General features: G+C 69.0%; 19 protein-coding genes. 11 read left to right on the top strand and 8 right to left on the bottom strand.

Annotated elements, in window-relative coordinates; translation table 11 throughout:
- Nucleotides 1-44: 44 nt before the first annotated feature.
- Nucleotides 45-1,616, bottom strand: a complete 1,572-nt coding sequence (locus tag ACLJRL_RS03945) for a cation acetate symporter (RefSeq protein ID WP_410654595.1) — start codon at nt 1,614-1,616, stop codon at nt 45-47.
- Nucleotides 1,613-2,047, bottom strand: a complete 435-nt coding sequence (locus ACLJRL_RS03950; protein ID WP_410654596.1) for a DUF485 domain-containing protein — start codon at nt 2,045-2,047, stop codon at nt 1,613-1,615. Before ACLJRL_RS03950 ends, ACLJRL_RS03945 begins: the two co-directional genes overlap by 4 nt.
- 969 nt (nt 2,048-3,016) lie before the next feature.
- On the opposite strand from ACLJRL_RS03950, the gene ACLJRL_RS03955 reads away from it, so the two are divergent.
- The 4 genes from ACLJRL_RS03955 to ACLJRL_RS03970 are packed head-to-tail and all read left to right on the top strand — an operon-like array spanning nt 3,017 to nt 8,363.
- Complete coding sequence (locus ACLJRL_RS03955) at nt 3,017-6,571, top strand: nitrate- and nitrite sensing domain-containing protein (RefSeq protein WP_410655153.1); 3,555 nt, start codon at nt 3,017-3,019, stop codon at nt 6,569-6,571.
- Nucleotides 6,568-7,020 (top strand): roadblock/LC7 domain-containing protein, encoded by a 453-nt coding sequence (locus ACLJRL_RS03960; RefSeq protein WP_410654597.1) that lies wholly within the window; start codon nt 6,568-6,570, stop codon nt 7,018-7,020. The genes ACLJRL_RS03955 and ACLJRL_RS03960 overlap by 4 nt, the downstream gene beginning before the upstream one ends.
- A 7-nt stretch (nt 7,021-7,027) precedes the next feature.
- Nucleotides 7,028-7,771, top strand: a complete 744-nt coding sequence (locus ACLJRL_RS03965; protein ID WP_410654598.1) for a DUF742 domain-containing protein — start codon at nt 7,028-7,030, stop codon at nt 7,769-7,771.
- A 28-nt stretch (nt 7,772-7,799) separates the two neighbouring features.
- Nucleotides 7,800-8,363 (top strand): GTP-binding protein, encoded by a 564-nt coding sequence (locus ACLJRL_RS03970; RefSeq protein ID WP_007033694.1) that lies wholly within the window; start codon nt 7,800-7,802, stop codon nt 8,361-8,363.
- A 66-nt stretch (nt 8,364-8,429) separates the two neighbouring features.
- Here the strand turns inward: ACLJRL_RS03970 and ACLJRL_RS03975 are convergent, their stop codons facing one another.
- The 3 genes from ACLJRL_RS03975 to ACLJRL_RS03985 form a co-directional block, all read right to left on the bottom strand.
- Entirely contained in the window at nt 8,430-8,987 is a 558-nt protein-coding gene (locus ACLJRL_RS03975) for a dihydrofolate reductase family protein (protein WP_410654599.1), read from the bottom strand.
- 136 nt (nt 8,988-9,123) lie between these two features.
- Entirely contained in the window at nt 9,124-9,774 is a 651-nt protein-coding gene (locus ACLJRL_RS03980) for a DUF899 domain-containing protein (protein ID WP_410654600.1), read from the bottom strand.
- Between the two features lie 14 nt (nt 9,775-9,788).
- Nucleotides 9,789-10,127 carry an ArsR/SmtB family transcription factor gene (locus tag ACLJRL_RS03985; RefSeq protein WP_410654601.1) on the bottom strand — a complete coding sequence of 113 codons (339 nt, stop codon included), beginning with the start codon at nt 10,125-10,127 and terminating at the stop codon, nt 9,789-9,791.
- 135 nt (nt 10,128-10,262) lie between these two features.
- Between ACLJRL_RS03985 and icmF the strand changes: the two genes are divergently transcribed.
- Genes icmF through ACLJRL_RS04000 form a run of 3 tightly spaced genes read left to right on the top strand, consistent with a single transcriptional unit; the run spans nt 10,263 to nt 15,374 of the window.
- Complete coding sequence (icmF, locus tag ACLJRL_RS03990) at nt 10,263-13,499, top strand: fused isobutyryl-CoA mutase/GTPase IcmF (RefSeq protein WP_410654602.1); 3,237 nt, start codon at nt 10,263-10,265, stop codon at nt 13,497-13,499.
- A gap of 43 nt (nt 13,500-13,542) precedes the next feature.
- Nucleotides 13,543-14,388, top strand: coding sequence for an LLM class F420-dependent oxidoreductase (locus ACLJRL_RS03995; RefSeq protein ID WP_410654603.1), 846 nt, complete (start codon nt 13,543-13,545; stop codon nt 14,386-14,388).
- Nucleotides 14,385-15,374 (top strand): TIGR03557 family F420-dependent LLM class oxidoreductase, encoded by a 990-nt coding sequence (locus ACLJRL_RS04000; protein WP_410654604.1) that lies wholly within the window; start codon nt 14,385-14,387, stop codon nt 15,372-15,374. Before ACLJRL_RS03995 ends, ACLJRL_RS04000 begins: the two co-directional genes overlap by 4 nt.
- 81 nt (nt 15,375-15,455) lie before the next feature.
- Here ACLJRL_RS04000 and kstR read toward each other — a convergent pair whose 3' ends face one another.
- Nucleotides 15,456-16,103 (bottom strand): cholesterol catabolism transcriptional regulator KstR, encoded by a 648-nt coding sequence (kstR, locus tag ACLJRL_RS04005; protein WP_410655154.1) that lies wholly within the window; start codon nt 16,101-16,103, stop codon nt 15,456-15,458.
- Between the two features lie 168 nt (nt 16,104-16,271).
- On the opposite strand from kstR, the gene ACLJRL_RS04010 reads away from it, so the two are divergent.
- Genes ACLJRL_RS04010 through ACLJRL_RS04020 form a run of 3 tightly spaced genes read left to right on the top strand, consistent with a single transcriptional unit; the run spans nt 16,272 to nt 22,358 of the window.
- On the top strand, nt 16,272-18,347 hold the full coding sequence (locus tag ACLJRL_RS04010; RefSeq protein ID WP_410654605.1) for an acyl-CoA dehydrogenase family protein: 2,076 nt from the start codon (nt 16,272-16,274) through the stop codon (nt 18,345-18,347).
- Nucleotides 18,348-18,399: 52 nt separating this feature from the next.
- Entirely contained in the window at nt 18,400-21,174 is a 2,775-nt protein-coding gene (locus tag ACLJRL_RS04015; RefSeq protein ID WP_410654606.1) for a DEAD/DEAH box helicase, read from the top strand.
- Nucleotides 21,174-22,358 (top strand): SWIM zinc finger family protein, encoded by a 1,185-nt coding sequence (locus ACLJRL_RS04020; protein ID WP_410654607.1) that lies wholly within the window; start codon nt 21,174-21,176, stop codon nt 22,356-22,358. Before ACLJRL_RS04015 ends, ACLJRL_RS04020 begins: the two co-directional genes overlap by 1 nt.
- Here ACLJRL_RS04020 and ACLJRL_RS04025 read toward each other — a convergent pair.
- Entirely contained in the window at nt 22,346-23,524 is a 1,179-nt protein-coding gene (locus ACLJRL_RS04025; protein WP_410654608.1) for an epoxide hydrolase family protein, read from the bottom strand. The two genes, ACLJRL_RS04020 and ACLJRL_RS04025, sit on opposite strands and share 13 nt — an antisense overlap.
- An 82-nt stretch (nt 23,525-23,606) precedes the next feature.
- Between ACLJRL_RS04025 and ACLJRL_RS04030 the strand changes: the two genes are divergently transcribed.
- A complete protein-coding gene (locus ACLJRL_RS04030; RefSeq protein ID WP_410654609.1) occupies nt 23,607-24,179 on the top strand; it encodes a CGNR zinc finger domain-containing protein in 573 nt (190 codons plus the stop codon).
- Between the two features lie 6 nt (nt 24,180-24,185).
- On the opposite strand, the gene ACLJRL_RS04035 is transcribed toward ACLJRL_RS04030, so the two are convergent.
- Nucleotides 24,186-25,439, bottom strand: coding sequence for an alpha/beta hydrolase fold domain-containing protein (locus ACLJRL_RS04035; RefSeq protein WP_410654610.1), 1,254 nt, complete (start codon nt 25,437-25,439; stop codon nt 24,186-24,188).
- Nucleotides 25,440-25,467 lie beyond the last annotated feature (28 nt).

Below are 25,467 nucleotides of genomic sequence, written 5' to 3' on the forward strand. Positions count from 1 at the left end.
GGACTCAGAGTCCCTCAAGGAGGCCTTCACGGACCGAACGCGGGTCAGGATCCGATCCCGGTGAGGGACCGCACCTCCATCTCGGCGTGTTTGTCCGGATCGGCCTTCGAGCGGCCGACGAACGTGCCGACGAATCCGCACAGGAACGAGAACGGGATCGACACGATGCCCGGGTTCTTCAGCGGGAACCAGTGGAAGTCGACGCTCTTGATGATCGAGTCCGCGGCCCCGGACATCACCGGCGAGAAGAACACGAGCACCAGGCTCGCGATCAGTCCGCCGTAGATACCCCACAGTGTGCCGGTGGTGTTGAACCGCTTCCAGAACAGCGAGTACAGCAGCGTCGAGAGGTTCGCCGACGCGGCGACAGCGAATGCCAGCGCGACCAGGAACGCGATGTTCTGCCCGTTCGCCAGGATGCCGCCGAGGATGGCGAGCGCGCCGACGACGACCGCGGTCTGCCGGGCGACCCGGACCTCCGAGGCCGGTTCCGCCTTGCCGCGTTTGAAGATGTTCGCGTAGACGTCGTGGGCGAAGGAGGCCGACGCGGTGATCGTCAGCCCGGCGACGACGGCGAGGATGGTCGCGAAGGCCACCGCCGACACGATCCCGAGCAGCAGGGTCCCGCCGATGTTCAGGGCGAGCAGCGGCGCCGCCGAGTTCTCGCCGCCCGGAGCGTTCTTGATCGCCTCCGGGCCGACCAGCGCGGCCGCGCCGAAGCCGATGACCAGTGTGCAGAGGTAGAAGAGGAACATGCACGCGGTCGCCCACACCACCGAACGCCGCGCCTCGCGCGAGTTCGGCACGGTGTAGAAGCGCATCAGGACGTGCGGCAGCGCGGCGGCGCCGAGCACCAGCGCCAGTGCCAGCGAGACGAAGTCGAGTTTCGTGATCTCGCTCTTGCCGTACGACCCGCCCGGGTGCAGGAGTTCCTGGCCCAGCGGGCTCCGGTCGGCGGCGGCCGCGAGCAGGTTCGAGAAGCTGAACCCGAACTTGCCGAACAGGAACACGGTGATCAGCGCACCGGTCAGCAGCAGGATGGTCGCCTTGATGATCTGCACCCAGGTGGTGCCCTTCATCCCGCCGACCAGCACGTACAGCACCATGACGACGCCGACGCCGCCGATCACCAGCGCCTGGCCGAAACCGCCGTGGATGTCCAGCAGCAGCGCCACCAGCCCGCCGGCGCCCGCCATCTGCGCGAGCATGTAGAAGAAGGAGATCACCAGCGTCGACGTCGCCGCGGCGGCGCGGACCGGGCGCTGCTTCATCCGGAAGCTCAGCACGTCGCCCATGGTGAAGCGGCCGGTGTTGCGCAGCAGTTCCGCGATCAGCAGCAGGTCGACCAGCCAGGCGACGAGGAACCCGATCGAGTACAGGAAGCCGTCGTAGCCGTGGATCGCGATCGCCCCGGCGATACCCAGGAAGGACGCGGCCGAGAGGAAGTCGCCCGAAAGCGCGATGCCGTTCTGGCGACCGGTGAAGGCGCTGCCCGCCGCGTAGTAGTCCGAAGTGGACGAGTTGCGGGTGCTGACGCGATACACCACGTAGAGGGTGATCGCGACGAACAGCGCGAACACCGCGATGTTCAGCACCGGGTCGTTGTCGGGGATCATCGCTCGTCCGCCTCCACCTTCGCCCGCAGCTTCTCGACCTGGGGATCGAGCCGCCGGTTCGCGAACCTGAGGTAGGCAATCGTGATCAGCACGGTGCTGGCGAACTGGCCGAGACCCAGCAGGATGCCGACGTTGACCTCGCCGAACACCTTCCTGCCCATGAATTCGTGCGCGTAGGCCGCCAGCAGCACGAAGGTCATGTACCAGGCGAAGAACAGCAGGCTCATCGGGAACACGAACCGGCGGAACGACTTGCGCAGCGCGACGAACTCCTTGCCGTGCTGGATCCGGTCGAAGTCCGGGCCGGTGCCGCGCGAGGGCGGGGGAGCGGGAACGGGAGCGGGCGGCGTTTCGCGGACGAACAGCGCGGGCATCTGCCCGGTCTCCTCGAGGGCGTTGCTCGCCGCGAAGGGGCGCGCGACGTCGGGCATGGGTTCCTCCGGGGCTTGCTTCCGTGGCGCGGTACGGGAGGCGCACATACTAACTACGCCTTCCAGCGTCCCGAAAAGGCGACCCCGCAACAGTGCGCCCCCGACCCGGTATTCGTTTTCCCGTCGCAATAGGTCCCGGGGAATTCGTTTCGGGCGGAATTCTCCCCGCTTTATCACTCGTAATAGTGAGCCCGATTGTCACGCGCGGTCGTCGCCCGAACGGCCCACTGCGGCAAACGGTGGACGATGCCACGCTGTGTCCCCCGTTTCGGTGACAGATCGTAGTTCTGCTTCCGGGCCGCGACGGGTTTCGATACCGTGCGCGCCATCCCTGGCCGGGGAAGATCCCCTGGCTCAGCGATCATCCCGAAAGAAACCACCACGTCGAGCGACATCCAGCCGACCGGATCGGCAAGGCCACAACATCGGGCACATATTTGGACTTGACCCACCCATTGGTGGCACACACAGTAGTTCGACCGGGCGACGCGGCTACCCAGCGTAGGCTGATCGGGTGACCGGGGTACGGGTACCACTGGCGCAACCCGTAACCGGAATTCCCTCGTTTGTGACGCGAAGACGGATTTCGGGCCTTCCCGATAGTGCCGGGATGTACTTTTCCCAGGTCAGCGCCCGTCCACTGAACAGAATTGACGGCACCCGGATTGGTGTACGATTCTTTGGCCCGGCTGACCCGCAGTGATCGATTGGCAAAGATAAGTTGATCTCGACGACCATGCACTTCGCAGGTTGCGACCTGCACGTGCAGGTGCAAGACCTCCCGGACCGGGCCGGTGTTCCTGGGGACACCGGACTCGCCGAGCGGGGGTCGCCAGGTCGCGATCGAGCACAGGGGCAGCCCAGGGCCGAGTTCGCCGCAGGACGATTCCTCGCGGGAGCGAACGCCTCAGACCGTGCCATGACGCCGGACAGGGAGTCACCTTCGTGACCGTTGCAGGAGAAGGCCAAGTGCCTGTCGGGGAGTTGCTCGGCCGGACTCCCCGGCCATCGCGGTGGGCCACCGGCTGGCGCGCCTTCGTGCGCTGGCGGGACTGGAGCCTGCCGGTGAAGCTGTCGGCCGTGACGCTGGTGCCGATCCTCATCGCGCTCGCGCTCGGCATCACCACTATCGCGGGGCAGGTCGGCCGTTCCGACGGCTACCAGCGCCTCGACCGTCTCGTCGCGCTGAGCGGGCAGATCCGCACGCTCGCCGACGGGCTCGAACGCGAACGCACCCAGTCCGCCGCCGGGCTGACCGCCGGCACCGTCGGCGGCACCCTCGAGCTCGGCTCCGCCCGCGCCGACGTCACCGAGGCCCTTCCTCTTTACATGGCCGCCGCGTCCCGGGCCGTCGAGACCGAGCCGTCCCTTCTCCAGGCACGGGACGCCGCGGCCCTCCAGCTGGAAAAGCTGGAGGGCATCCGGCAGCAGGCCTCCGCGGGTCAGCTCGACCCCGTCCAGGCCATCGGTGAATACACCGGCATCACCACCGCGCTGCTCGCCGTCGACACCGCGATCGCCGCGGGCGCCAGTGAAGACGCCCTCGGTGGCACCCCCGCCGCGCTGCACGACCTCACGGTGATGAAGGAACAGGTCTCGCTGAGCCAGGCGCTGGTCTCCTTCGGGATCGCCCGTTCGGGCCTCGCGCCGAGCGAGCTCAACCAGCTGCGGACCGCCGAACTGCGGCTGGCCGACCGGTACGCGGACTTCCGCGCCGCGTCCTCGGAGCCGCAGCGCCAGGAGTTCACCGCCGCCGTCGGCGCCGACACGATGGAGAACCGCGACAAGCTCGCGAAGACCGCGCTCGGCGACCAGGGCGCGCCCACCGAACAGGCGTTCCGCACGCTGTCCGCGCAGAGCTGGAACGACGCTTCGAACGCGGTGATCGGCAAGATCGGCGAGGTCGCGAGCCGCTTCGGCGCGCAGGCGAGCTCGGTGTCGGCCGAACTGGTCGACGACGCCAGCAGCGGAGCGGGCCTGCTCGCCGTCCTTCTCTTCGGCGCGATGGTGCTCGCCGTCGCGGTCGTCTTCCTCATCACCCGCCAGCTGCTGCGATCACTGAAGCTGTTGCGCGCCAGGGCCTTGGACGTCGCCGAGAAGCAACTGCCCGAAGCGGTCCGCAACATCCAGGAGGGCCGCTCGCAGGGCACCGAAGTCCACCCGGTGCCGGTCGGCAGCGACGACGAGATCGGCGAGGTCGCCAGGGCCTTCGACAAGGTGCACCACCAGGCGCTGCGCCTGGCCACCGAGCAGGCCGCCATGCGCACCGGCTACGGCAACGTGTTCGTCAACCTCTCCCGCCGCAGCCAGAGTCTCGTGCAGCGGCAGCTGCAGCTGATCGAGCGGCTGGAACGCGACGAAGAGGACGCCGACCAGCTCGCCACCCTGTTCCAGCTGGACCACCTCGCCACCCGCATGCGCCGCAACAACGAGAACCTGATGGTCCTCTCCGGTGCCGAGCCCGGCAGGCGGTCCGGCCAGCCCGTCTCCGCCACCGACGTGGTGCGCGCCGCGGTGTCCGAGATCGAGCAGTACCAGCGGGTCACCGTGCAGCCCCCGCCGCCGGTCCGGCTGGTCGGCTACGCGGCCAACGACCTGATGCGCCTGATCGCCGAGCTGCTGGACAACGCCACCGCGTTCTCCGCGCCGGAGACCCTGGTGACGGTCGCGACCCGGCTCGCCGACGACGGCTCGCTCTGCGTCGACATCCTCGACAAGGGCATCGGGATGAACGAGGCCGAGGTCGCCGAGGCCAACGCCCGGCTCACCGAGGCCCCCACCGTCGACCTGGCCACCTCGCGCCGGATGGGCCTGTTCGTCGTCGGCAGGCTGGCCAGCAGGCACCGCATCGGCGTCACCCTGCACGGTGGCAAGGACATCGTCGGCGTGCGCGCCACGGTCTCGGTCCCGGCGGACCTCGTGATGGCCCCGCACGGGGACCCCGGCCCCGCCACCGGCCCGATCACCCAGCGGCTCGCGCCCGTGCCGCCGCACCAGCAGCAACATCAGCAGCAGCCGGGTGGCGGCCTTCCCCGCCGGCAGCGCCCGACCAACGGTTCTTCGCGGCCGGGGATGCCGACCGTGCCCTCGCAGGGCGGCGACCGGTGGCCGTCGGCGACCGATCTGGCCGGGCACACCGGGTCCGGGTTGAACGGGCACACCCACACGCAGGAGCCGCGGCCGCCGTCCGATCTGGAGATCTCGGGAACGGCGCTGTTCAGCCCGATCCCGCAGGACCCGACGCCCCCTCCGCCCGCGCGGCCGCCGTCGACGCCCCAGCCCCGGCAGGCAGAACCGGAGCCCGTCGCGGAGGCCGAGCCGGTCGCGGAGGAGGCGGAGAAGCCCGCCAAGCCCGCGCGGCCGGTCCAGGATCAGCCTTCGGAAGGCGAACTGCCGAGCGGCAAGGAGCTGTTCGAGGCCAAGAACAGCACCACGCTGAGCGAATGGTGGAACCAGGCCACCACACCGCCGCCGGCCGCTCCGGAGCCCACCGCGTCGGAGACGACGCCGATCTTCGACGAGATGCTCTCGGCATGGTTCCGTTCGCCCGCTCCGGAGAAGTCCCCGGCGAAGGCCGCGGTCAAGAAGGACGCCGCTGTCAAGAAGGACAGGGCCGAGAAGCCTGCGAAGCCCGGAGAGAAGAAGGACGGGGAGAAGCCCGCCGAGACCTCCGAAGCGGACGAGGCGGCAGAAGCGGCCGAGGCGGATGCCGCCGCCGAGCAGGAGGCCCGCAACTGGGACTTCGCCAGCGACAAGGCCTTCCGCACCGTCCAAGAGGTCTCCCAGACCACGCCCTCGACGTTCACCCAGGCCGGGCTTCCGCGACGTCGTCGCGGCGAGCAGCTTCTGCCGGGCAGCGCGATGTCGTCGGCCCCGGCCGCCGCACCCGCCGCCCAGTCGAACCTGCCGGTCCGCGACCCGGCGGATGTGCGCGGCAGGCTGAGCAACTTCCAGCAGGGCGTCAAGCGGGGCCGCAAGGAGGCCGCGGACAAGGCCGCGCCGGCCACCACTCAGCTTCCCGCCACGGGGACGGTCGAGGTCCCCGAGACCGCTCCGCGGGACACGGTTCGGCAGGAGACCGCGCAGCCGCAGGCACCAGCACCGGCTCCTGAGGCGCAGGGACCGGAGACGGCCGCCCGGCCGACCGCTTCGCCCGCCGCCTTGCCGACCCGGCGGCCGGAAAAGAAACCGCAGGCAGCGCCGCCGGAACCGGAGCCCGTCGCCGCCGTCGAGCAGACCGACGCGTGGAACTTCGGCTCCGACGAAGGCTGGAAGGCCGCCCAAGCGGTGTCCCAGTCGGTACCTTCGCGGACGACTTCGGCAGGATTACCCCGGCGACGTCGCGGGGAGCAACTGCTTCCGGGCAGCGCCGGGCCGCCCGCCGGGGCGGTCACCCCCCGACCACAGCGAGACGCGCACGACGTGCGCGGCCGCCTGAGCAGTTTCCAGCAGGGCATCCAGCGCGGCCGGCACCGCAACGCCCAGGCGACCGAAGCCAACCACGAAACCCTGGAGGGTGAATGACCTCGCCGAACTCAGCCCAGCCCCAGAAGAACCAGTTCGGGTGGCTGGTGAATGACTTCGCCGAGCGCGTGCCCGGAGTGGCGCACGCCGTGGTCGTGTCGGCGGACGGCCTTCTGCTCACCGCGTCCAGCCGGCTCCCGCTGGACCGGGCCGACCAGCTGGCCGCGGTCGCGTCCGGCCTGGTCAGCCTGACCCAGGGCGCCGCACGGTGCTTCGAAGCGGGCGCGGTCAACGAGACCGTCGTCGAGATGGAACTCGGCATCATGGTGCTGATGTCCATCAGCGACGGGTCCTGCCTGGCCATCCTCGCCGCCCCGAATTGCGACATCGGGCAGGTCGCCTACGAGATGACGATGCTCGTCGACCGCGTCGGCCAGATCCTCACCCCGGAACTTCGCGCGCAATTGCAGGGCGCGGGTGGGTCGCTGATCGGCGAACCGGTGGGATGATGTCGCGATGAGCACGGGGTCCGGAACCTTCGGCGAGCCACCGGGGGCGGGTGAAGCGCAGCCACCGCACGCGGGGGCAGCCCACGCTGCCGGTTTTCGGGACGACGGCACCTTCGCCGACGTCCTGAACGGCTTCACCCTGGATTCCGGTCGTGATCGTCGGAAGCGCAAGAAGAGCAAGCAGTCCCAGGATTCCCAGGCAGGCGGAGCACACGCCGCCGAGGAATCGGAAGTCCCGCAGCCGACCGATCAAGGAGACCGCGTGACCTCACTTGCTTCTCCACCCAGCAGCGGCGCTGACGCTGCCGGGCCGAGACCAGGTGGTCTTTTCGACCCGGGCCCGCCCAGCGGCGAGTTCATCATGCCCGCCGTGTTCGAGCAGGCACACGCGCCGTTCGAGGAGACGGCCATCGTCCGTCCCTATGCCCTCACCGGCGGCCGGACCAAGGCGAACTACGCTCTTGAGCTGGAGACGCTCATCTCCACCAAGGACCACGTCTCCGCGGGTAGCCTCCCCGCGGCGGCGGAGCAGATCGAGTGCATCTCGATCATCGAAGAGTGCCGGACCCCGCGTTCGGTCGCCGAAATCGCGGCTACCCTGCGCGTACCACTGGGTGTGGCACGCGTGCTGATCAGTGACGCGGCGGACGCGGGACTGGTCAGCGTGCACAAGACGATTTCGGGTAATGACGGCGCCGAGGCACATCTGGTGTTGATGGAAAGGGTTTTGAGTGGACTCCGTCGGCTTTAAGGCACCGCGGGAAACCGCGCCCCCGACCATGACATCCGCGAAGATCGTCGTGGCGGGTGGCTTCGGTGCGGGCAAGACGACCTTCGTCGGTTCGGTGTCGGAGATCGTCCCGCTCACCACCGAGGCGATGATGACGGACGCCAGTCGGGGGATCGACAACCTCGACCAGACGCCCAACAAATCGACCACGACGGTCGCGATGGACTTCGGCCGCGTGTCCCTCGACGCGGACCTGATCCTCTACCTGTTCGGCACGCCCGGACAGCAGCGGTTCTGGTTCATGTGGGACGACCTGGTCCGCGGCGCGATCGGCGCGGTGGTCCTGGCCGACACACGCCGGCTGGCCGATTCGTTCGCGCCGATCGACTTCTTCGAGGACCGGGGCCTGCCCTACATCGTCGGGGTCAACACCTTCGACGGCATCCTCGAGCACGACATCAACGACGTGCGTGAAGCGCTGTCGATCGACCCCAACATCCCGATAGTCCGCTGTGACGCTCGGGAGCGGGAATCGACGAAGCAGACGCTGATCACGCTGGTCGAGTACGCGATGCGGCAGTGGATCGCGTTGCGGGCGAGCAACGCCAGGTGACCTGAAGGCGGCAGCACAGGGCTGCCGCCGGATTCAGTCACCCTGCGTCGTTCATACCGCGTCGTTTCACACCGCGTCGTAGGTGAGCAGCACGGCACGCTCGTCGAGCGTGCGCGTGCCGGTCAGCCGTAGGTCCGTCCGGACGCCGCCCGGGAACACCTGCTTGCCGCCGCCGAGCACCACCGGGTGCACGACGACGTGGATCTCGTCGATCAAGCCACGGTCGGCGAGCGCGGTGGCCAGCTCGGCGCCGCCCATGAGCAGCAGGTCCTTGCCGGGCCTGCGCTTGAGTTCGGCGACGCGTTCGGCGAGGTCGCCGTCGACCACCTCGGTGTTCCAGTCCGCCTTCTCCAGCGTCCGCGAGAAGACGATCTTCGGCGTCTCCCGCCAGACCGGGGCGAACCGCAGGTCATGCGGGTCGTCCGAGATCGACTCGGCCTGCGGCCAGAACGACGACATCATTTCCCAGACTCGCCGCCCGTAGACGAACGTGTCGGCACGCTCGATCAGTTCCTGCGAGTGCTCGGACAGCTCGGGACCCATCTTCGGCCAGTCGAATTCGCCGTTCGGGCCCTCGATGTGGCCGTCGAGCGAGGTGTGGACGAAGTAGACGAACTTGCGCATGGCGGTGATCCCTCTTCGGTATGGCGCCCGCTTTCGGGCGCCGGATATCGAAGGGTCGGAGCCGCCGGAAGGTTCTCGACACGCCTCCGGACATCTCTTTTCGCAAGTAGTCCTCTAAAGGCGGTGGTGCGGAGCCTCAGTACTCGTCGTGCCGCTTCCACCAGTCACCCGGGCCGTCGGTGCCCTGCCCCGACTCCTCCCAAGCCTCCTGCCGCCCGAGCGGCGTCAGGTCCAGGTAGCGCAGCGTCCCCAGCAGCTGGTCGCCGCCGCGATCGGTGGTGAAGTAGGTCCGGAACACGTCGTCGCCGTCGCGCAGGAAGACGCTGACGCCGAATCCGCCGTCGATGCCGCAGTCGGGGTTGAAGTCGCTGCCGTCGGTCGAGACCCAGGGGACCGTCCAGCCCATCCGCTCCTTGTACCGCTCGATCTCGGGCAGTGTCGCCGGCGCGACGACGTACAGCGTGGTGTCGCGGGCGTGCAGGTGGGCGAGGTGACCGATGTTGTCCACGATCATCGAGCAGCCGGGGCAGCCCGCCTTTTGCCCGGGGGCGAGCATGAAGTGGTAGACGATCAGCTGACGTCGTCCTTCGAACAGGTCCAGCAGCGTGACCCTGCCCTGCGGTCCGTCGAATTCGTACTTGCCGTCGTAGCGGACCATCGGCAGGCGACGGCGTTCGGCGGCGATCGCGTCCGCGGCCTTGGTGAGTTCCTTTTCCTTGACCAGCAACGCGTCTCGCGCGACTTGCCACTGGTCTTGCGAGACGATCTCCGGGAGTGCGATGGTCATTTCTCTCTCCGATCTCAGTCGTCCGTGCGGTCTTTCTGGAGTTCTGCCAGGTGCCGTTCCATGCGGTCGAAGCCGCCTTCCCAGAACCGCCGGTACTGCTCGACCCACTCGGCGACGTCGCCGAGCGGGGCGGCCTCGATGCGGCAGGGCCGCCATTGCGCGTTCCGGCTCCGGGTGATCAGGCCGGCGCGTTCGAGGACCTTCAGGTGCTTGGAGATGGCCTGGAGGCTGACGGAAAAGGGCTCGGCCAGCTCGTTGACGCCGGCCTCGCCGGTGGCCAGCCGCGCCAGGATGGCTCGCCGGGTGGGGTCCGCCAGTGCGGCGAACGTGGCGCTGAGTTGATCAGTGGTCATCGATACTCAATCACTCAGTTGATTAACCGTTAGGTTGAATATACTGGTCCCCGTTGATCTGTCAAGCCGGGATGAGGCCGCCATCACATGAGTGGATGGGTTTAAAATAGTCGGAAGTCCTAGTATTTTGGAGAGATGAGCAGCGACCTGCACCGACCCGTGAACCCAGTTCGCTTCGTGACGGCGTCGAGCCTCTTCGACGGGCACGACGCGTCCATCAACATCATGCGGCGGATCCTGCAGTCGCAGGGCGCGGAGGTCGTGCACCTCGGGCACAACCGGTCGGTCGACGAGGTCGCCACCGCGGCCATCGCCGAGGACGTGCAGGGTGTGGCCATCAGCGCCTACCAGGGCGGGCACGTCGAGTACTTCAGCTACCTGGTCGAGCTGCTGAACGAGCGCGGCGCCGGGCACATCAAGGTGTTCGGTGGTGGCGGCGGCGTCATCGTCCGCGAGGAGATCGACCTGCTGCATTCGCGCGGCGTCGCGCGCATCTTCTCGCCCGAGGACGGCTACGAGATGGGCCTCCCGGGCATGATCAACCTGATGATCAAGGCCTGCGACACGGACCTGTCCGCGCAGTCGCCCGGTTCGATCGACAAACTGCTTTCGGGTGACATCCCGGCGCTGTCCCGCGTCATCACCCAGCTTCAGCGCGAGGCGTTGCCGCAGGAATGGCTCGTCGCGATCACCGAGGCCGCCAAGGCGCGGACGACGCCGGTGCTGGGCATCACCGGAACGGGTGGTTCCGGCAAGTCGTCGCTCACCGATGAGCTGATCCGCCGGTTCCGGCTCGACCAGGAGGACAAGCTCCGCATCGCCGTGCTGGCCGTCGACCCGTCGCGTCGCAAGGGCGGGGGAGCGCTGCTCGGCGACCGGATCCGGATGAACTGCCTCGACGGCAGCCCGGTCTACTTCCGGTCGCTGGCCACCCGGACCACCAGCGGCGAGATCCCGACCGGGCTTTCCGAGTCGATCCTCGCCTGCAAGGCCGCGGGTTTCGACCTGGTGATCGTCGAGACCCCGGGTATCGGCCAGGGTGACGCCGGCATCGTCGACTACGTGGACCAGTCGCTGTACGTCATGACGCCGGAGTTCGGCGCGGCGTCGCAGCTGGAGAAGATCGACATGCTCGACTTCGCCGACGCGGTGGCGATCAACAAGTTCGAGCGCCGCGGCGCCGAGGACGCCCGTCGCGACGTCGCGCGCCAGCTCGTGCGCAACCGCGAGGCGTTCAGCTCCCCGCCCGAGGACATGCCGGTTTACGGGACCAGCGCGGCGAAATTCAACGACGACGGCGTCACCGCGCTCTACCAGCACCTGCGCGACACCCTGGCCGAGCGCGGCCTGGTCGTCTCGCCCGGCGTGCTGCCGAAGGTCGTGGGCAAGGTGTCCACCGACGCCAGCACGATCATCCCGGCCAACCGGTCCCGCTACCTGGCGGAGATCTCCGACACCGTCCGCGGCTACCACGGCAAGACCGAGCAGCAGGTCGCCGCGCTCCGCAAGCACGAGCACCTCGCCGTCGCCAAGGAGGCGCTGGCCGCCGTCGACGCGAGCACCGACGCGCTCGACGGGCTGCTCGCCGCCGCCGAGTCCGATGTGGACGGTGAGTCGACGAACCTGCTGGCGCGCTTCGCCGAACTCGCCGACTCCTACCGGGCCGACGAACTTATCGTGAAGATCCGCGACAAGGAACTGCACACCCAGCTCTGGCGCGAAACACTGTCGGGCAACCGGATCCCGCGGGTGGCGCTGCCGCGCTACACCGAGTCCGGCGAGCTGTTCTCCTTCCTGCGCCGCGAACACCTGCCCGGATACTTCCCCTACACCGCGGGCGTCTTCCCGTTCAAGCGCGAGGGTGAGGACCCGGCGCGGATGTTCGCCGGCGAGGGCGATCCCTTCCGTACCAACAAACGGTTCAAGCTGCTGTCGGCGGATTCCGACGCCAAACGCCTTTCGACCGCGTTCGACTCCGTCACGCTCTACGGGCACGACCCGCACACCCGCCCCGACATCTACGGCAAGGTCGGCACCTCCGGCGTCTCCATCGCGTCGCTCGAGGACATGGAGGTGCTCTACGACGGCTTCGACCTGACGTCGCCGAGCACGTCGGTGTCGATGACGATCAACGGTCCGGCGCCGACGATCCTCGCGTTCTTCCTCAACACCGCGATCGACCAGCGCGTCGAGGCGTTCAAGGCCGAACACGGCCGCGAGCCGTCCGAGGCCGAGGCCGCCGAACTGCGCGAGTGGGCACTGCGCAACGTCCGAGGCACCGTGCAGGCGGACATCCTCAAGGAGGACCAGGGGCAGAACACCTGCATCTTCTCCACCGAGTTCAGCCTGCGCATGATGGCCGACATCCAGGAATGGTTCATCGAGCACGGCGTCCGGAACTTCTACTCGGTGTCGATCTCCGGCTATCACATCGCCGAGGCCGGGGCGAACCCGATCTCGCAGCTGGCCTTCACGCTGTCGAACGGCTTCACCTACGTCGAGAGCTACCTCGCGCGCGGGATGAGCATCGACGACTTCGCGCCGAACCTGTCGTTCTTCTTCTCCAACGGGATGGACGCCGAGTATTCGGTGCTGGGCCGGGTCGCGCGGCGGATCTGGGCCGTCGCGATGCGCGAGCGCTACGGCGCGAACGAGCGTTCGCAGAAGCTCAAGTACCACGTGCAGACCTCCGGGCGTTCGCTGCACGCGCAGGAGATGAGCTTCAACGACATCCGGACCACGCTGCAGGCGCTGTGCGCGCTGTACGACAACGCGAACTCCTTGCACACCAACGCCTTCGACGAGGCGATCACGACGCCGTCGGAGAGCTCGGTGCGGCGCGCGATGGCCATCCAGATGATCATCAACAAGGAATGGGGCCTGTCGAAGAACGAGAACCCGTTGCAGGGTTCGTTCATCATCGACGAGCTGACCGAGCTGGTCGAAGAGGCCGTTCTGCTGGAGTTCGACCGGATCTCCGAGCGCGGCGGCGTGCTGGGCGCGATGGAGACCGGCTACCAGCGCGGCAAGATCCAGGACGAGTCCATCCTGTACGAACGCCAGAAGCACGACGGCACGCTGCCGATCGTCGGGGTCAACACCTTCCGCAACCCGAACAGCGGCGAGAACGACGTCGAGGTCGAGCTGGCGCGGGCGACCGAGGACGAGAAGGTGTCGCAGCTGAACCGGCTGGAGGACTTCCAGCACCGGCACCACGCCGAGGCGCAGGTCGCGCTCAAGACGCTGCGCGAGGCGGCGACCCGCGGCGGCAACCTGTTCGGCGTGCTGATGGACGCGGCGCGGGTCTGCACGCTCGGCCAGATCACCGAGGCGTTCTTCGAGGTGGGGGGCCAGTACCGCCGCAACGTCTAGCGGCGCGGGAATATTGCGGGGCGTGCTCGGGTAGCTACTGGACATGGAAATCGGAATCGCCACCTTCATCACCGATGAAGGAATCAGGCCGGACGTCCTCGCGGCCGCAGCCGAAGAGCGCGGGTTCAGCTCGCTGCACATCGCGGAGCACTCGCATATCCCGGTCAGCCGGGAGACGCCGTATCCGGGTGGCGGGGACCTGCCGCGCGTGTACTACCGGACGCTGGACCCGTTCGTGGCGCTGACGGCCGCGGCCGGGGCCACCTCGGACCTGAAGCTGGGGACGGGCGTCGCGTTGCTGCAGCAGCGCGACGTCATCCACACGGCGAAAGAGGTCGCTTCGCTGGACCTGGTTTCGCGAGGCCGGTTCGTCTTCGGGGTCGGCGTCGGCTGGAACCGGGAGGAAATGCGCAATCACGGCACGGATCCGCGCACGCGGGGCGTACTGGTGGACGAGCAGCTCGCCGCGCTGAAGGAGATCTGGACCAAGGACGAGGCCGAGTTCCACGGCAAGTTCGTCGACTTCGACCCGATCTTCGCGTGGCCGAAGCCGGTGCAGAAGCCGCATCCGCCGATCTACATCGGCGGTGCTGGGGAGAAGGCGATGGCGCGGATCGCCCAGTACGGCGACGGCTGGCTCCCGCATGCCCACACGCCGCCGGAGGAACTTCGCCAGGCGCGTCAGTGGCTGGCCGACCAGGGCCGGAGTGACGTCAAGTTCTCGGCCTTCGGTGCCACTCCGGAAGAGGCCGCGCTGGGCAGGCTGGTCGAAGGCGGCGTCGACGAGGCCACGCTCTTCCTGCCGACCGAGCCCGAAGCGGCGACACTGGAGCGACTCGACCAGTACGCGAAGGTCGCCGAGAGCTTCCGGAAGGGGCAGCAAGCGTGACTGAGGTTCAAATCGGCTTGGCGGCGGCGCTGGAGCAGTTCTCCCCGCGCGAATCGATCCGGCTGGCCGCGCTGGGTGAACAGCACGGGTTCTCCGGCCAGATGGCCGCCGACCACTTCCAGCCGTGGGTCCCTCAACAGGGTGAAGCGTCCTTCGTGTGGAGCGTGCTCGCCTCGCTGGCGGAGAACACCACCGGAGACCTCGGGCCTGGCGTGACCTGCCCGTCGTTCCGGCTGCACCCGTCGATGGTCGCGCAGGCCGCGGCGACGCTGGAGGCGACCTATCCGGGCCGGACGTGGCTCGGCATCGGTTCCGGAGAAGCGCTCAACGAGCACATCATCGGCGGCTACTGGCCCGAAGCTCCTGAGCGCGTACGACGGATGTTCGAGGCGCTCGAAGTCATCCGGAAGCTGTTCACCGGCAAGGACGTCAAGCACAGCGGCGAGTTCTTCAAGCTGCACACCACTCGCTTGTGGACACTGCCGGACGAGCCGCCGCCGATCTACATCGCCTCGGCCGGCCCGTACACCTCGCGCAAGACCGGCGAACTCGCGGACGGCCTGATCACGCCGGGCGCGTCGATCGACAAGCTGGCGGGCATCCTAGAGAACTTCGGCACCGGCGCGCGCAAGGCGGGCAAGGACCCGGACACGATGCCGAAACTGCTGCAGGTGCACCTGTCGTGGGCCGAGGACGACGAGACGGCGTGGACCAACGCGATGGACCAGTGGCCCAACGGCGGGATGAAGTTCCCGAAGGCCGACATCCGCTCACCGTTCGACTTCGCGCAGATGGCGAAACTGGTGCGGCGTGAGGACTTCGAGGGCCGCATGGTCGTCTCGTCCGATCCGGACGTGCACCGTGCCGCGCTGCAGAAGTACGTCGACGCCGGATTCAACCGGATCTACGTCCACAACGTGGGCCGGAACCAGGACGAGTTCATCGAGACCTTCGGGCGGGACGTGCTGCCGAAGCTGACTGCTTGAGGCTCGCGCAATGCTATGAACGACTCGTTACTTGCGAAATTCGCAAGTAACGAGTCGTTCATAGCACGACGGGCCGGAGCTTCAGTCGTTCTTGTCCAGCAGCAGGTGCACGGAAAGTTCGAGCCGGTTCGCGACGTCGGCGGCCGACGCGCGCCGCGTCACCCAGGCGACCAGGTTCGCCATCCAGACGTCGGCGATGACGTGGAAGATGTCGCGGTCGGCCTCGGTCGGGTCCTCGATGCCCATGGCCTTGGCGAACATGTTCTCCATCAGCCGCCCGACCTGCTCGACCTCGGCGGCCGCGGTGGTGTCGGCGAACATGAACGCGCGGACCATGGCCTCGGTCAGGTGCGGGTCGCGCTGCATCAGCCGGGTGTTGCGGCCGAGGACGAACATCAGCCGCTCGCTCGCGGTGTCCCCGGGGATGGCGGCGCGTTCGAGTTTCTCTTGCGCCCGCTCGAATTCCCTGGCCAGCCCGGAAACCAGCAGGTGGATCTTCGACGGGAAGTACCGGTACAGCGTGCCGAGCGCGACGTCCGCCTTCTCGGCGACCGCCCGCATCTGGACCGCGTCGTACCCGCCCTTCGCGGCGAGTGTGAGGGTCGCGTCGATGATGCGGCGGCGCCTGTCGCGCTGCGCGGCGGACCCGAGTTCTTCGCCGCCCAGCGCCGAGAGGCCGTTGCCGCTCCGCGCCTTGGTACCCGTGGGTGCCTTCGCCTTGCCTGGCATCGCCACGCCCCCTCTCCCGAATCCGATCTTCGGAACTTGTTCCACTTTCACCGCGTAGCGTACCTAAGCGGAGGAACTGTTCAAGTCGCGACCCACTGGGCAAGAAACTGTAACACGTTCTACACTCGCCGGTAGGTCTGCGCAGGACAGCGGCGAGGAGGTCCACCCGTGTCGATCGCGATCACCGACGAACAAACGGCACTGGCCGCGTCGATCCGGGCGTGGGCGGCCGCCGCCCGGCCGGTCGACGCCGTCCGGAGCGGACGGATCACCGAGCCACCGCCGGGATTGGCGGATCTCGGCCTGTTCGGCGTCGCCATCCCCGAGGACGTCGGCGGGGCGGGCGGAACGATCGCCGATCTGGCCGCCGGACTCGCCGAGGCGGCCGAAGCGCTCGTGCCCGGCCCTGTCCTCGGGACGGCGTTGGGCGGCGCGCTGCTCGCGACGGTTCCCCAAGCGGCCAAAGAGATCCTGCCCGGATTGGCCGACGGCACCGAACGGCTGGCGGTGGTGCTCGGCTCGGGCTTCTCCGTCTCCGGCTCGGTCGTCGACGGCGAATCGGGACCCGCGCTCGACGTTCACCCGTCGGCATGGCTGCTCGTTCCCGCGGGCGACGTCTCCGTGCTCATTCCGCCCGGGACGTCCGGTGTGGACATCGAGCAGCAGGACCCGTTCGACGTCACCCGTCCGGTCGGCCGGGTGCGCTGTACGAAGGTGACGCCCGAAGCGGTCTTCGAGTCGTTGCCGGTCGACGCCTATGCCGCCACGCTCGGTGCCGCCGAAGCCGCCGGGATCGCACGATGGTGTCTCCGGACCGCTGTCGAGTACGCGAAGGTGCGCGAGCAGTTCGGTCGTCCTATCGGGTCTTTCCAGGCGATCAAACACTTGTGCGCGGAAATGCTCTGCCGGGCCGAGGCCACCGACGCCCTCGCGTGGGACGCGGCGACGGCGGCCGAGGATCCGGCGCAGCACCCCCTCGCCGCGGCGACAGCGGCGGCGTACGCCCTCGACGCGGCCGTAGCCAACGCGAAGGACTGCATTCAGGTCCTCGGCGGCATCGGATTCACCTGGGAGCATGACGCGCACCTCTACCTGCGCCGCGCGCTCGCGTTGCGGCAGTGGCTGGGCGGCTCGTCCCGCTGGCGCCGCCGCGCCGCCGAACTCTCCCTGAACGGCGACCGCCGGACGCTGGGCGTCGACGTCGGCGAGGACGCCGAACTCCGTGACCTGGTCGGCGAAATCGCCGCGCTGCCGGAGCCGGGACGACGCGTCGCACTGGCCGACGCGGGACTGCTGGCCCCGCACTGGCCCGCCCCGTACGGCCGCGGCGCGACAGCCGCCGAGCAACTGCGGATCGACACCGCGCTCGCCGACGCCGGCGTCCGGCGTCCCGACATGGTGATCGGCGCCTGGGCCGTGCCGACGCTGCTCGAACACGGGTCCCCGGAACAGTGCGAGCGCTTCGCCGCGCCCACCCTGCGCGGCGAGATCACCTGGTGTCAGCTGTTCAGCGAGCCCGAAGCCGGCTCTGACCTCGCTTCGCTGCGTACGACGGCTCGCCGCGTCGACGGCGGCTGGTCGCTCAACGGCCAGAAGGTATGGACCTCGCTCGCGCGTGAAGCCGATTGGGCGATCTGCCTGGCACGCACCGATCCGGACGTGCCGAAGCACAAGGGCATCACCTACTTCCTCGTCGACATGACCTCCGGTGGGATCAGCACGCGTCCCCTGCGGGAGATCACCGGTGACGCCGTCTTCAACGAGGTCTTCCTCGACGACGTCTTCGTTCCCGACGACCACGTGGTCGGGGAGATCGACGGCGGCTGGCGGCTCGCGCGGACGACGCTGGCGAACGAACGGGTCGCCCTCGGCAGCGGCTCGGCGGTGGGGGAGGGCGTCGAAAACCTGCTCGCCACCGTGCGAAACGATGCCGATCTCGACGCTCTCGGCGGCCTGATCGCCGAGGGCAGCGCGTGTTCGGTGCTGGACCTGCGCGCGACCCTGCGGCGGCTCGACGGCCAAGACCCGGGCGCCGAGTCGAGCGTGCGCAAACTGCTGGGCGTCCGGCACCGGCAGACGGTGGCGGAGTTCGCGCTGGAGGCCCTCGGAGAGAACGCGCTCGTGGACGGCGACCCGGCTCAGCACGAGTTCCTGCTGACCCGGTGCCTCAGCATCGCGGGCGGGACCACTCAGGTGCTGCTCTCCCTGACCGCCGAACGTCTTTTGGGGCTCCCACGGTCGTGACAGGTCCGCTCACGGCACCTTCTCCCACCGGTTGTCGGTCCCGTGCTCTAACGTGCGGGTCGTGGAGTTCGACACAGGAACCCAGGCCATCTTCGTCCCCTCGGATCCCCCGCGGGACGGTGTGCTGGCGCTCTGGGGAGACGGCGTGGCGGGTGACACCGCGATCGAACTCGTGCTTCCGGCGGGCAAGGAGAACAAGGTCTTCCGGCGCACGAAGGTCGACGCGGCACTCGTGCCGTTGTCGCGCGCGATTCCGCGGCTGCTGACCGCCGAGGGCGACCTGAGCCCGGCCATCGCCGCGTGGTCGGCCGCGGTCGAAGCGGGCGTGAACCTCATCGCGCGTGGCCGTCTGCTGCCCGCGGCCTCCCCCGGCGGGGTGGATTCGTGGCGGGTCGGCCCGCTCGACGTCGCCGACGAGGAGATGCTGCGCGGGCTCGCCGCCGCGTTGCCACCCGAGGCGCACGCGCTGCCCTTGTCCGGGCTGAAACGGATCCGGCTGCATTCGCCGGAGGCGCTGATCCGCGCGCTCTGGGACGCGACGGCGGACGTGCTGGTCCGCACGCCCGCGGCGAGCGTCGCGGCCGGTGGCCCGGCGTTCGCGGCGGCCGAGCCGACGCTGGTCGGGCCGGATGGTGCCGCCTGGCTCGCGGAACTCAGTGCCCGCCAGGCCCAAGGCGCGCATCTCGTGCTGCGGATGGAGGTGCACGAGGGCGAGACCCCCGAGGTCGAGCCCGCCTTCGCCGCCGTTCTGGCCGTGCGGAGCGCTGCCGACCCGAGCCTGATCGTCGAGGCAGAGACTCTCTGGGACGCGCCGGAGGCGGTGCTGGAGCGGATGGGCGAGCAGGTCGAGACGCAGTTGCTGCTCGGCCTGCGGCGAGGTGCCCGGGCCTGGGCGCCGCTCGGCCGCATGCTGCAGTCGGCCGCCCCGACCGAGCTGGCGCTGGACTACGACGAGGTCGTCGACCTGCTGACGCACGGTGACGCCGCGTTGGGCGGCGCCGGCATCGAGGTGCAGTGGCCGAAGGACCTCTTCGCGGGCGAGCTCAAGGCGAAGGCGAGCGCGACGCAGGCGCCCGGCAGCGTCAAGGGGCCCGAATTCACGCTCAAGAGCCTGCTGCAGTTCCGCTGGCGGCTGAGCCTCGGCGACGAGGACCTCACCGACGACGAGGTCACCGCGCTCGCCGAGGCGAAACGGCCGTTGGTGCGGTTGCGCGGAAAGTGGGTCAAGGTCGACGCGCGCCTGATCGCGAAGGTGCGTGCCCACCGCACGAAGAAGCTGTCCGGGGCGGAGGCACTGGCCGCGGCGCTGACCGGCGAACTGGAACTGGACGGCGAGAAGGTCGAGTTCACCGCGCCTTCGGTGCTGACGGGGCTGATCCAGCGGATCCGCGACAGCGCTGCCGAAGAGATCGAGCAGCCCGCCGACCTGAAGGCCACCTTGCGGCCGTACCAGCGGGCCGGCCTGGCGTGGATGGCGACGATGACCGGGCTCGGGCTCGGCGCCTGCCTGGCCGACGACATGGGGCTGGGCAAGACGATCCAGCTCATTTCGCTGCACCTGCATCGCCGTCCGCGCGAGGAAGGCCCGACGCTCGTCCTCTGCCCGACGTCCTTGCTGGGCAACTGGGAACGCGAGTTCGCCCGGTTCGCGCCGGACATCCCGGTGCGCCGGTTCCACGGAGGCGGGCGGCATCTCGAAGACGTGGCCCCGGACGAGGTCGTGCTCGCCACCTACGGCGTCCTCCGCCGGGATCGCGAGACACTGTCCGAAGTGGACTGGGGGATGATCGCCGCCGACGAGGCGCAGCACGTCAAGAACCCGCTTTCGGCGACGGCGAAGGAACTGCGGAAGATCCCGGCCGCCGCGAAGGTCGCCCTGACCGGCACGCCGATGGAGAACCGGCTCACCGAGCTGTGGTCCATTGTGGACTGGACGACGCCGGGCCTGCTCGGCTCGCTGGACGGGTTCCGCCGCAAGGTCGCCCGCCCGATCGAACGTGACCGCGACACCGCCGCGACCGAACGGCTAGCCGTGACGGTGCGGCCGTTCCTGTTGCGGCGCAAGAAGACCGACCCGGATATCGCACCCGAACTGCCGCGTAAGACCGAGACCGACCGGTTCGTCCCGCTCACCGCCGAGCAGACGACGCTGTACGAAGCGGTGGTCCGCGAGAACCTCGCGATGATCCGCGAGCTGGACGGCGTCGCGCGGCGCGGGCAGGTGCTCAAACTGCTCACCGAGCTCAAGCAGATCTGCAACCATCCGGCGCAGTACCTCAAGGAGCCCGGCGTGCTGCACGGCCGCTCCGGCAAGCTCGCCGCCTTCGAAGAACTGCTCGACGTCGTCCTCGACGAGGGCGACAGCGTGCTCGTGTTCAGCCAGTACGTCCAGCTGTGCCGCCTGCTGGAGAAACGGCTGGCCGAACGCGGGCTGCCGACGATGCTGCTGTCCGGGTCGAGCACGCCGAAGGCCCGGGAGGACATGGTCGCCCGCTTCCAGGCGGGCGAGGTGCCGGTGTTCCTGCTGTCGCTCAAGGCGGGCGGTGTCGGGCTCAACCTGACCAAGGCCACCCACGTGATCCACTACGACCGCTGGTGGAACCCGGCTGTCGAGGACCAGGCGACCGACCGCGCCTACCGGATCGGGCAGGACAGGCCGGTCCAGGTGCACCGGCTGATCGCCGAGGGCACCCTGGAAGAGCGCATCGCCCAGATGCTGGAGACCAAACGCGGGCTCGCCGACGCCGTCATCGGCGCGGGCGAGAACTGGATCACCGAACTGTCCGACGACGAAATCGCCGACCTCGTCCGGCTCGGGGACACCTGATGCCCAGCGCGACCCGGCGGAAGCGGCGGACCTTCGGCAACACGTGGTGGGGCGCGGCGTGGGTCGAGGCACTGGAGGAACGCGCCAAGCTCGATCCGAACCGGCTGCCGCGCGGCCGGACGTACGCGCGCAAGGGCTCGGTCAGCAAGCTGGCGGTGGCCGTGGGCGAGGTGACGGCCCGGGTGCAGGGCAGCCGGGCCGTCCCGTACCGGGTGACCATCCACATGCGGGCGTTCACGGAGGAGCAGTGGGAGAACCTGCTCGGGATGGTCGGCTCGCGGCTCGGGCACGTCGCCGCCCTGCTCGACGGCGAGTTGCCCGGTGAACTGGCCGAGGACGCCCGGGCCACCGGTGCGGACCTGTTGCCCGGCCCGGGTGATCTGCGTCCGAAGTGCTCGTGCCCGGACAGCGCCAACCCGTGCAAACACGTCGCCGCGGTCTACTACCTGGTCGCGGACGAGGTCGACGCCGATCCGTTCGTCCTGTTCCTGCTTCGGGGCCGTCCCCGCGAGGCCGTGCTCGCCGAACTGAGGGCCCGCCGAGCGCCCGCCAAGGCCCCGGGCAAGCGAGTGCGCGCGCCGGCCGCTCCGGGCGTGGACCCGAAACGCGCCTACACCCGCCGGATCGCCGCATTGCCACCGCGGCTCGCCGTCCCCGGCACGGTCGGCCCGCCCGCGGTGCTCGACGTCGACCCGCCGCACCGCACGGGCTGGAGCAGCGACACGTTCGCGGAACTCGCGGCCGACGCCGCCGCGCGGGCCTGGGAACTGCTGGTCATGGGCCCCGAACACGCCGTCGAGTTGTCCTTCGAGGAGGACCTGGCTCGCCGGGCCGCGGCCGCGAGCGTGGACGAGGTCGCCGATTTCGCCGACGCCGCGCAGGTCCCGGCGCGGGATCTGGCCGTCTGGGCGCAGGCCTGGCGCGAGGCGGGCCGGGGCGGGATGGCGGTGGTCCGGGACGTCTGGAAGCCGGGTCCGGCGCCGCTCGCGCAGGCCCGGGCCGATCTGGCCGAGTCCGGCCTGCCGGGGGAGCCCAAGACGTGGCGGAACCGGATCACCCAGGGCGATCTGCAACTGCGCTACGGTCAGGATGAGCGGTGGTACCGGTTCGTGCGTGACGGCGAAGGCTGGCGGCTCGACGGTCCGCCGTCCGCCCGCCCGACGGACGTGATCTACCCGGCTTGACCGGCGGCCAGCACTGCCGCGAGGCCCTCTCGCAGATCTTTGACGAAATACTCGGGAACCTCCAGCGACGGGAAATGTCCTCCGATTTCGGGTGCCCTCCATCGGACGATCTGCCGGTATCGCTCCTGTGCCCAGGCGCGCGGATATTTCTCGATGTCGCGGGGATACATGGTGATCGCCGACGGGACGTCGACCCGAAGTCCGGGGTCCAGCGAGTTGTGGCTTTCGTAGTAGATGCGGGCCGACGACGCGCCTGTCCGCGTCAGCCAATAGAGGGTGACGTCGTCGAGAATCCTGTCCCGGGAAATCGTCTCGAACGGGCTGTCTTCGGTATCCGTCCACTCGGCGAACTTGTCGAGGATCCAGGCGAGAAGCCCGACCGGTGAGTCGACGAGCGAGTAGCCGATGGTCTGCGGCCGGGTCGCTTGCTGCTTCGCGTACGCCGCGCGGTGGTGCCAGAAATCGTGGGTTTCCTCGGTCCACTCGCGCTCGACCGCCGTCAGCCCGTCCGTGGTCGATCCGGGCAGTCCCTCCGCGAAGGTGGTGTGGATGCCGAGAACGTGCGCCGGGAACCTGCCGCCGAGGACCGTGGTGATGTTGCCTCCCCAGTCGCCGCCGTGGGCTAGAAACCTGTTGTAGCCGAGCCTTTCCATCAGTTCCACCCAGGCGGCCGCGATCTTTTCGGTTCCCCACCCGGTGGTGGCCGGCTTGTCGCTGTAACCAAAGCCCGGTAGCGACGGGACCACGACGTGGAACGCCGGCGCGTCGGCGTCTTTCGGATCTGCCAGCTCGTCCACCACATCGATGAACTCGGCGATGCTGCCTGGCCAGCCGTGCGTCAAGATCAGAGGAGTGGCATCCGCGCGCGCGGACCGGCGGTGCAGGAAATGGATTCCCAGACCATCGATGATCGTGCGGAACTGGCCGATCCGGTCGAGGCGCTCTTCGAACGACCGCCAGTCGTACCCGGTGCGCCAGTAGTTCACGACCTCGACGAGGTCGGCGAGAGGAACGCCCTGGTCCCATCGGCGAGGGTCGGGCCCGGCGCGATAGACCGTCTCGGCCTCCGGCAGCCGCGCCGCGGCCAATCGCGCGCGCAGATCGTCGAGGTCGGCGTCGGTCGCGTGGGCTTCAAATGCTTGCACGTCGCTGGTCGAGCGGGGCATGAGACCTCCTGACTAGTGCGGAACCGGCTAAGACGGTTCTAGCAGGCCTTCGCGCCTGTGCGCAACCGGCTAAGGTGGTTCCATGCCTCCTGAGTTCCCTGACTTCCGCCTCGGTAGCGTGCTGGCGACCAGCTTCACGGCGACTCTGACGGAGCGTCGTGGCGAAGCTGTGGAGCGCATTCCCGCGCCGCACCGGCTCGTCGACTGGCTGGCGGTGAGCGGCCTCGCCGTGGACTCCTGCACCACCGCCCAGCTCGACCTCGCCCGGGAACTGAGGGAGTCGATTCACACCGCCGCGACAGCGGCCGCGAGCCAAGACGCTCTCCCCGCGGCTGCTGTCCAAGTCATCAATGACCGCAGCGCCCAGGGGCGGGCCGCGGCCATCCTGACGCCCGAGGGTGAGCGGCGATGGCGGCTCAGCTCGGCTTCCTGCGTGGAAGACGCCCTCAGCGTGATCGCCGCCGACGCGATCAGCATCATCGCGGGCGAACGAGACGGAAGATTGGCCTTGTGCGCGTCGCCGACCTGCCAAGCCGCCTTCTTCGACACCAGCCAAAGCCGCACCCGCAAATGGTGTGACATGAACACGTGCGGGAATCGTCAGAAGAAGGCACGCTTCAACGCCAACCAGCGAAAAGCCACCAGAAGTACGTGAAGGCCTTCACGGCCTTGCGGTCTCGGCCCTTGCCTGCCGGGTTCGGTAGGTCCACTCCAGGAATCGCTCCACGCCGCGGACCACGTGCGCGCTGCGGACCGACGGGAAGACGTCGAAAGCGTGCTGGGCGCCGGAGATCTCCGCGTAGGCGACCTCGCGATTCGACTTGTTCCGTAGCCGTCGCACGAATTCGCGGGCCTCGCCCACCGGAACCAGCGAGTCGTGGGCGCCGTGGATGACGAAGAACGGCGGCGCGTCATCGGTGATCCGGTCCAGCGGTGAGGCCGCGATGTAGTCGTCGAGGAAGTTCTCCGGGTCCTTCCCGGTTTCGAAGACGTGCCGGGCGATCAATGTCTTCAGCCGAGTCTGGCTGGAGCGTCGTCCGCTGGTCGCGGCGAAGTCGTAGACGCCGTAGTGCGGGATGCACGCTTGGACACCGGTGTCGGCCTCGGTGAAGCCCGGTTGTAGCGCCGGATCGTTCGCGGTCAGCGCCAGCAGCGCCGCGAGGTGCCCGCCCGCCGATCCGCCGGTGACGGCGACGAACGACGGATCGCCGCCGTAGGATTCGGCGTTGTCGCGGATCCAGGCCAGCGCCCGCTTCGCCGCGACGATATGCGCGGGCCAGCGCGCGGCGGGGGAGAGCGGGTAGTTGATCGCGACGCAGATCCAGCCACGTTTGGCCATGTGCAGCATCAGCGGCAGGCCCTGCTGGTCCTTGTTACCGATCACCCACGCGCCGCCGTGCACTTGGAGCAGGATCGGCGCGCCGGAAACCTTCTCGCGCGGGGCGTAGACGTCCAGCAGGAACCGCTTCCCGCCGGGCGCGTAGGCGATGTCGCGTTCGCGCCGCACCTCCGGGTCGCGCATGCGGAACGGCATGGCCAGCTGGCCCCACGGCGTCGCGAGGTCCGTCGGGTTCGGCGGATGGTCGAGTTCCTCGGTGTAGGCCGTGCCGATGCCTTCGGTGAGCGCGGTCTCGATCTCGTCGCGAGCGCGCTGGGACTGCGCGATCAGCGTCCCGAGCCCGGCCGCGGACGCCGCCGCCAGCGCGAGGCCGGTCTTGCTCGACTTGCCCCGGTGGCGCGCGACGTGAGCGGCCGCGTCGGCCGCCGTCAGCGCGAGCAGATGGGGGGCGAGTTCCCCGGTGAGCCAGCCCGCGAAGAACGCCGGAACCGCTGTCCGGGCACCGCGCGGCGGCTTGAGCGCGTTCGCGGTGAGCGCGAGCTGGAGTGCCTGGCGAAGGACGAAACTCGGCTGCATGGGCACCGATCCTACCGTCGGGTGACGG

The organism is Amycolatopsis sp. lyj-112, assembly GCF_046549055.1.
In the GTDB taxonomy this organism is placed as follows: Bacteria; Actinomycetota; Actinomycetes; order Mycobacteriales; family Pseudonocardiaceae; genus Amycolatopsis.

What these genes read in the sequence shown, in the direction of transcription:
- ACLJRL_RS03945 (WP_410654595.1), bottom strand. Translation starts at nt 1,616, where the DNA reads ATGATCCCCGACAACGACCCGGTGCTGAACATCGCGGTGTTCGCGCTG.
- ACLJRL_RS03950 (WP_410654596.1), bottom strand. Translation starts at nt 2,047, where the DNA reads ATGCCCGACGTCGCGCGCCCCTTCGCGGCGAGCAACGCCCTCGAGGAG.
- ACLJRL_RS03960 (WP_410654597.1), top strand. Translation starts at nt 6,568, where the DNA reads ATGACCTCGCCGAACTCAGCCCAGCCCCAGAAGAACCAGTTCGGGTGG.
- ACLJRL_RS03965 (WP_410654598.1), top strand. Translation starts at nt 7,028, where the DNA reads ATGAGCACGGGGTCCGGAACCTTCGGCGAGCCACCGGGGGCGGGTGAA.
- ACLJRL_RS03970 (WP_007033694.1), top strand. Translation starts at nt 7,800, where the DNA reads ATGACATCCGCGAAGATCGTCGTGGCGGGTGGCTTCGGTGCGGGCAAG.
- ACLJRL_RS03975 (WP_410654599.1), bottom strand. Translation starts at nt 8,987, where the DNA reads ATGCGCAAGTTCGTCTACTTCGTCCACACCTCGCTCGACGGCCACATC.
- ACLJRL_RS03980 (WP_410654600.1), bottom strand. Translation starts at nt 9,774, where the DNA reads ATGACCATCGCACTCCCGGAGATCGTCTCGCAAGACCAGTGGCAAGTC.
- ACLJRL_RS03985 (WP_410654601.1), bottom strand. Translation starts at nt 10,127, where the DNA reads ATGACCACTGATCAACTCAGCGCCACGTTCGCCGCACTGGCGGACCCC.
- icmF (WP_410654602.1), top strand. Translation starts at nt 10,263, where the DNA reads ATGAGCAGCGACCTGCACCGACCCGTGAACCCAGTTCGCTTCGTGACG.
- ACLJRL_RS03995 (WP_410654603.1), top strand. Translation starts at nt 13,543, where the DNA reads ATGGAAATCGGAATCGCCACCTTCATCACCGATGAAGGAATCAGGCCG.
- kstR (WP_410655154.1), bottom strand. Translation starts at nt 16,103, where the DNA reads ATGCCAGGCAAGGCGAAGGCACCCACGGGTACCAAGGCGCGGAGCGGC.
- ACLJRL_RS04020 (WP_410654607.1), top strand. Translation starts at nt 21,174, where the DNA reads ATGCCCAGCGCGACCCGGCGGAAGCGGCGGACCTTCGGCAACACGTGG.
- ACLJRL_RS04025 (WP_410654608.1), bottom strand. Translation starts at nt 23,524, where the DNA reads ATGCCCCGCTCGACCAGCGACGTGCAAGCATTTGAAGCCCACGCGACC.
- ACLJRL_RS04030 (WP_410654609.1), top strand. Translation starts at nt 23,607, where the DNA reads ATGCCTCCTGAGTTCCCTGACTTCCGCCTCGGTAGCGTGCTGGCGACC.
- ACLJRL_RS04035 (WP_410654610.1), bottom strand. Translation starts at nt 25,439, where the DNA reads ATGCAGCCGAGTTTCGTCCTTCGCCAGGCACTCCAGCTCGCGCTCACC.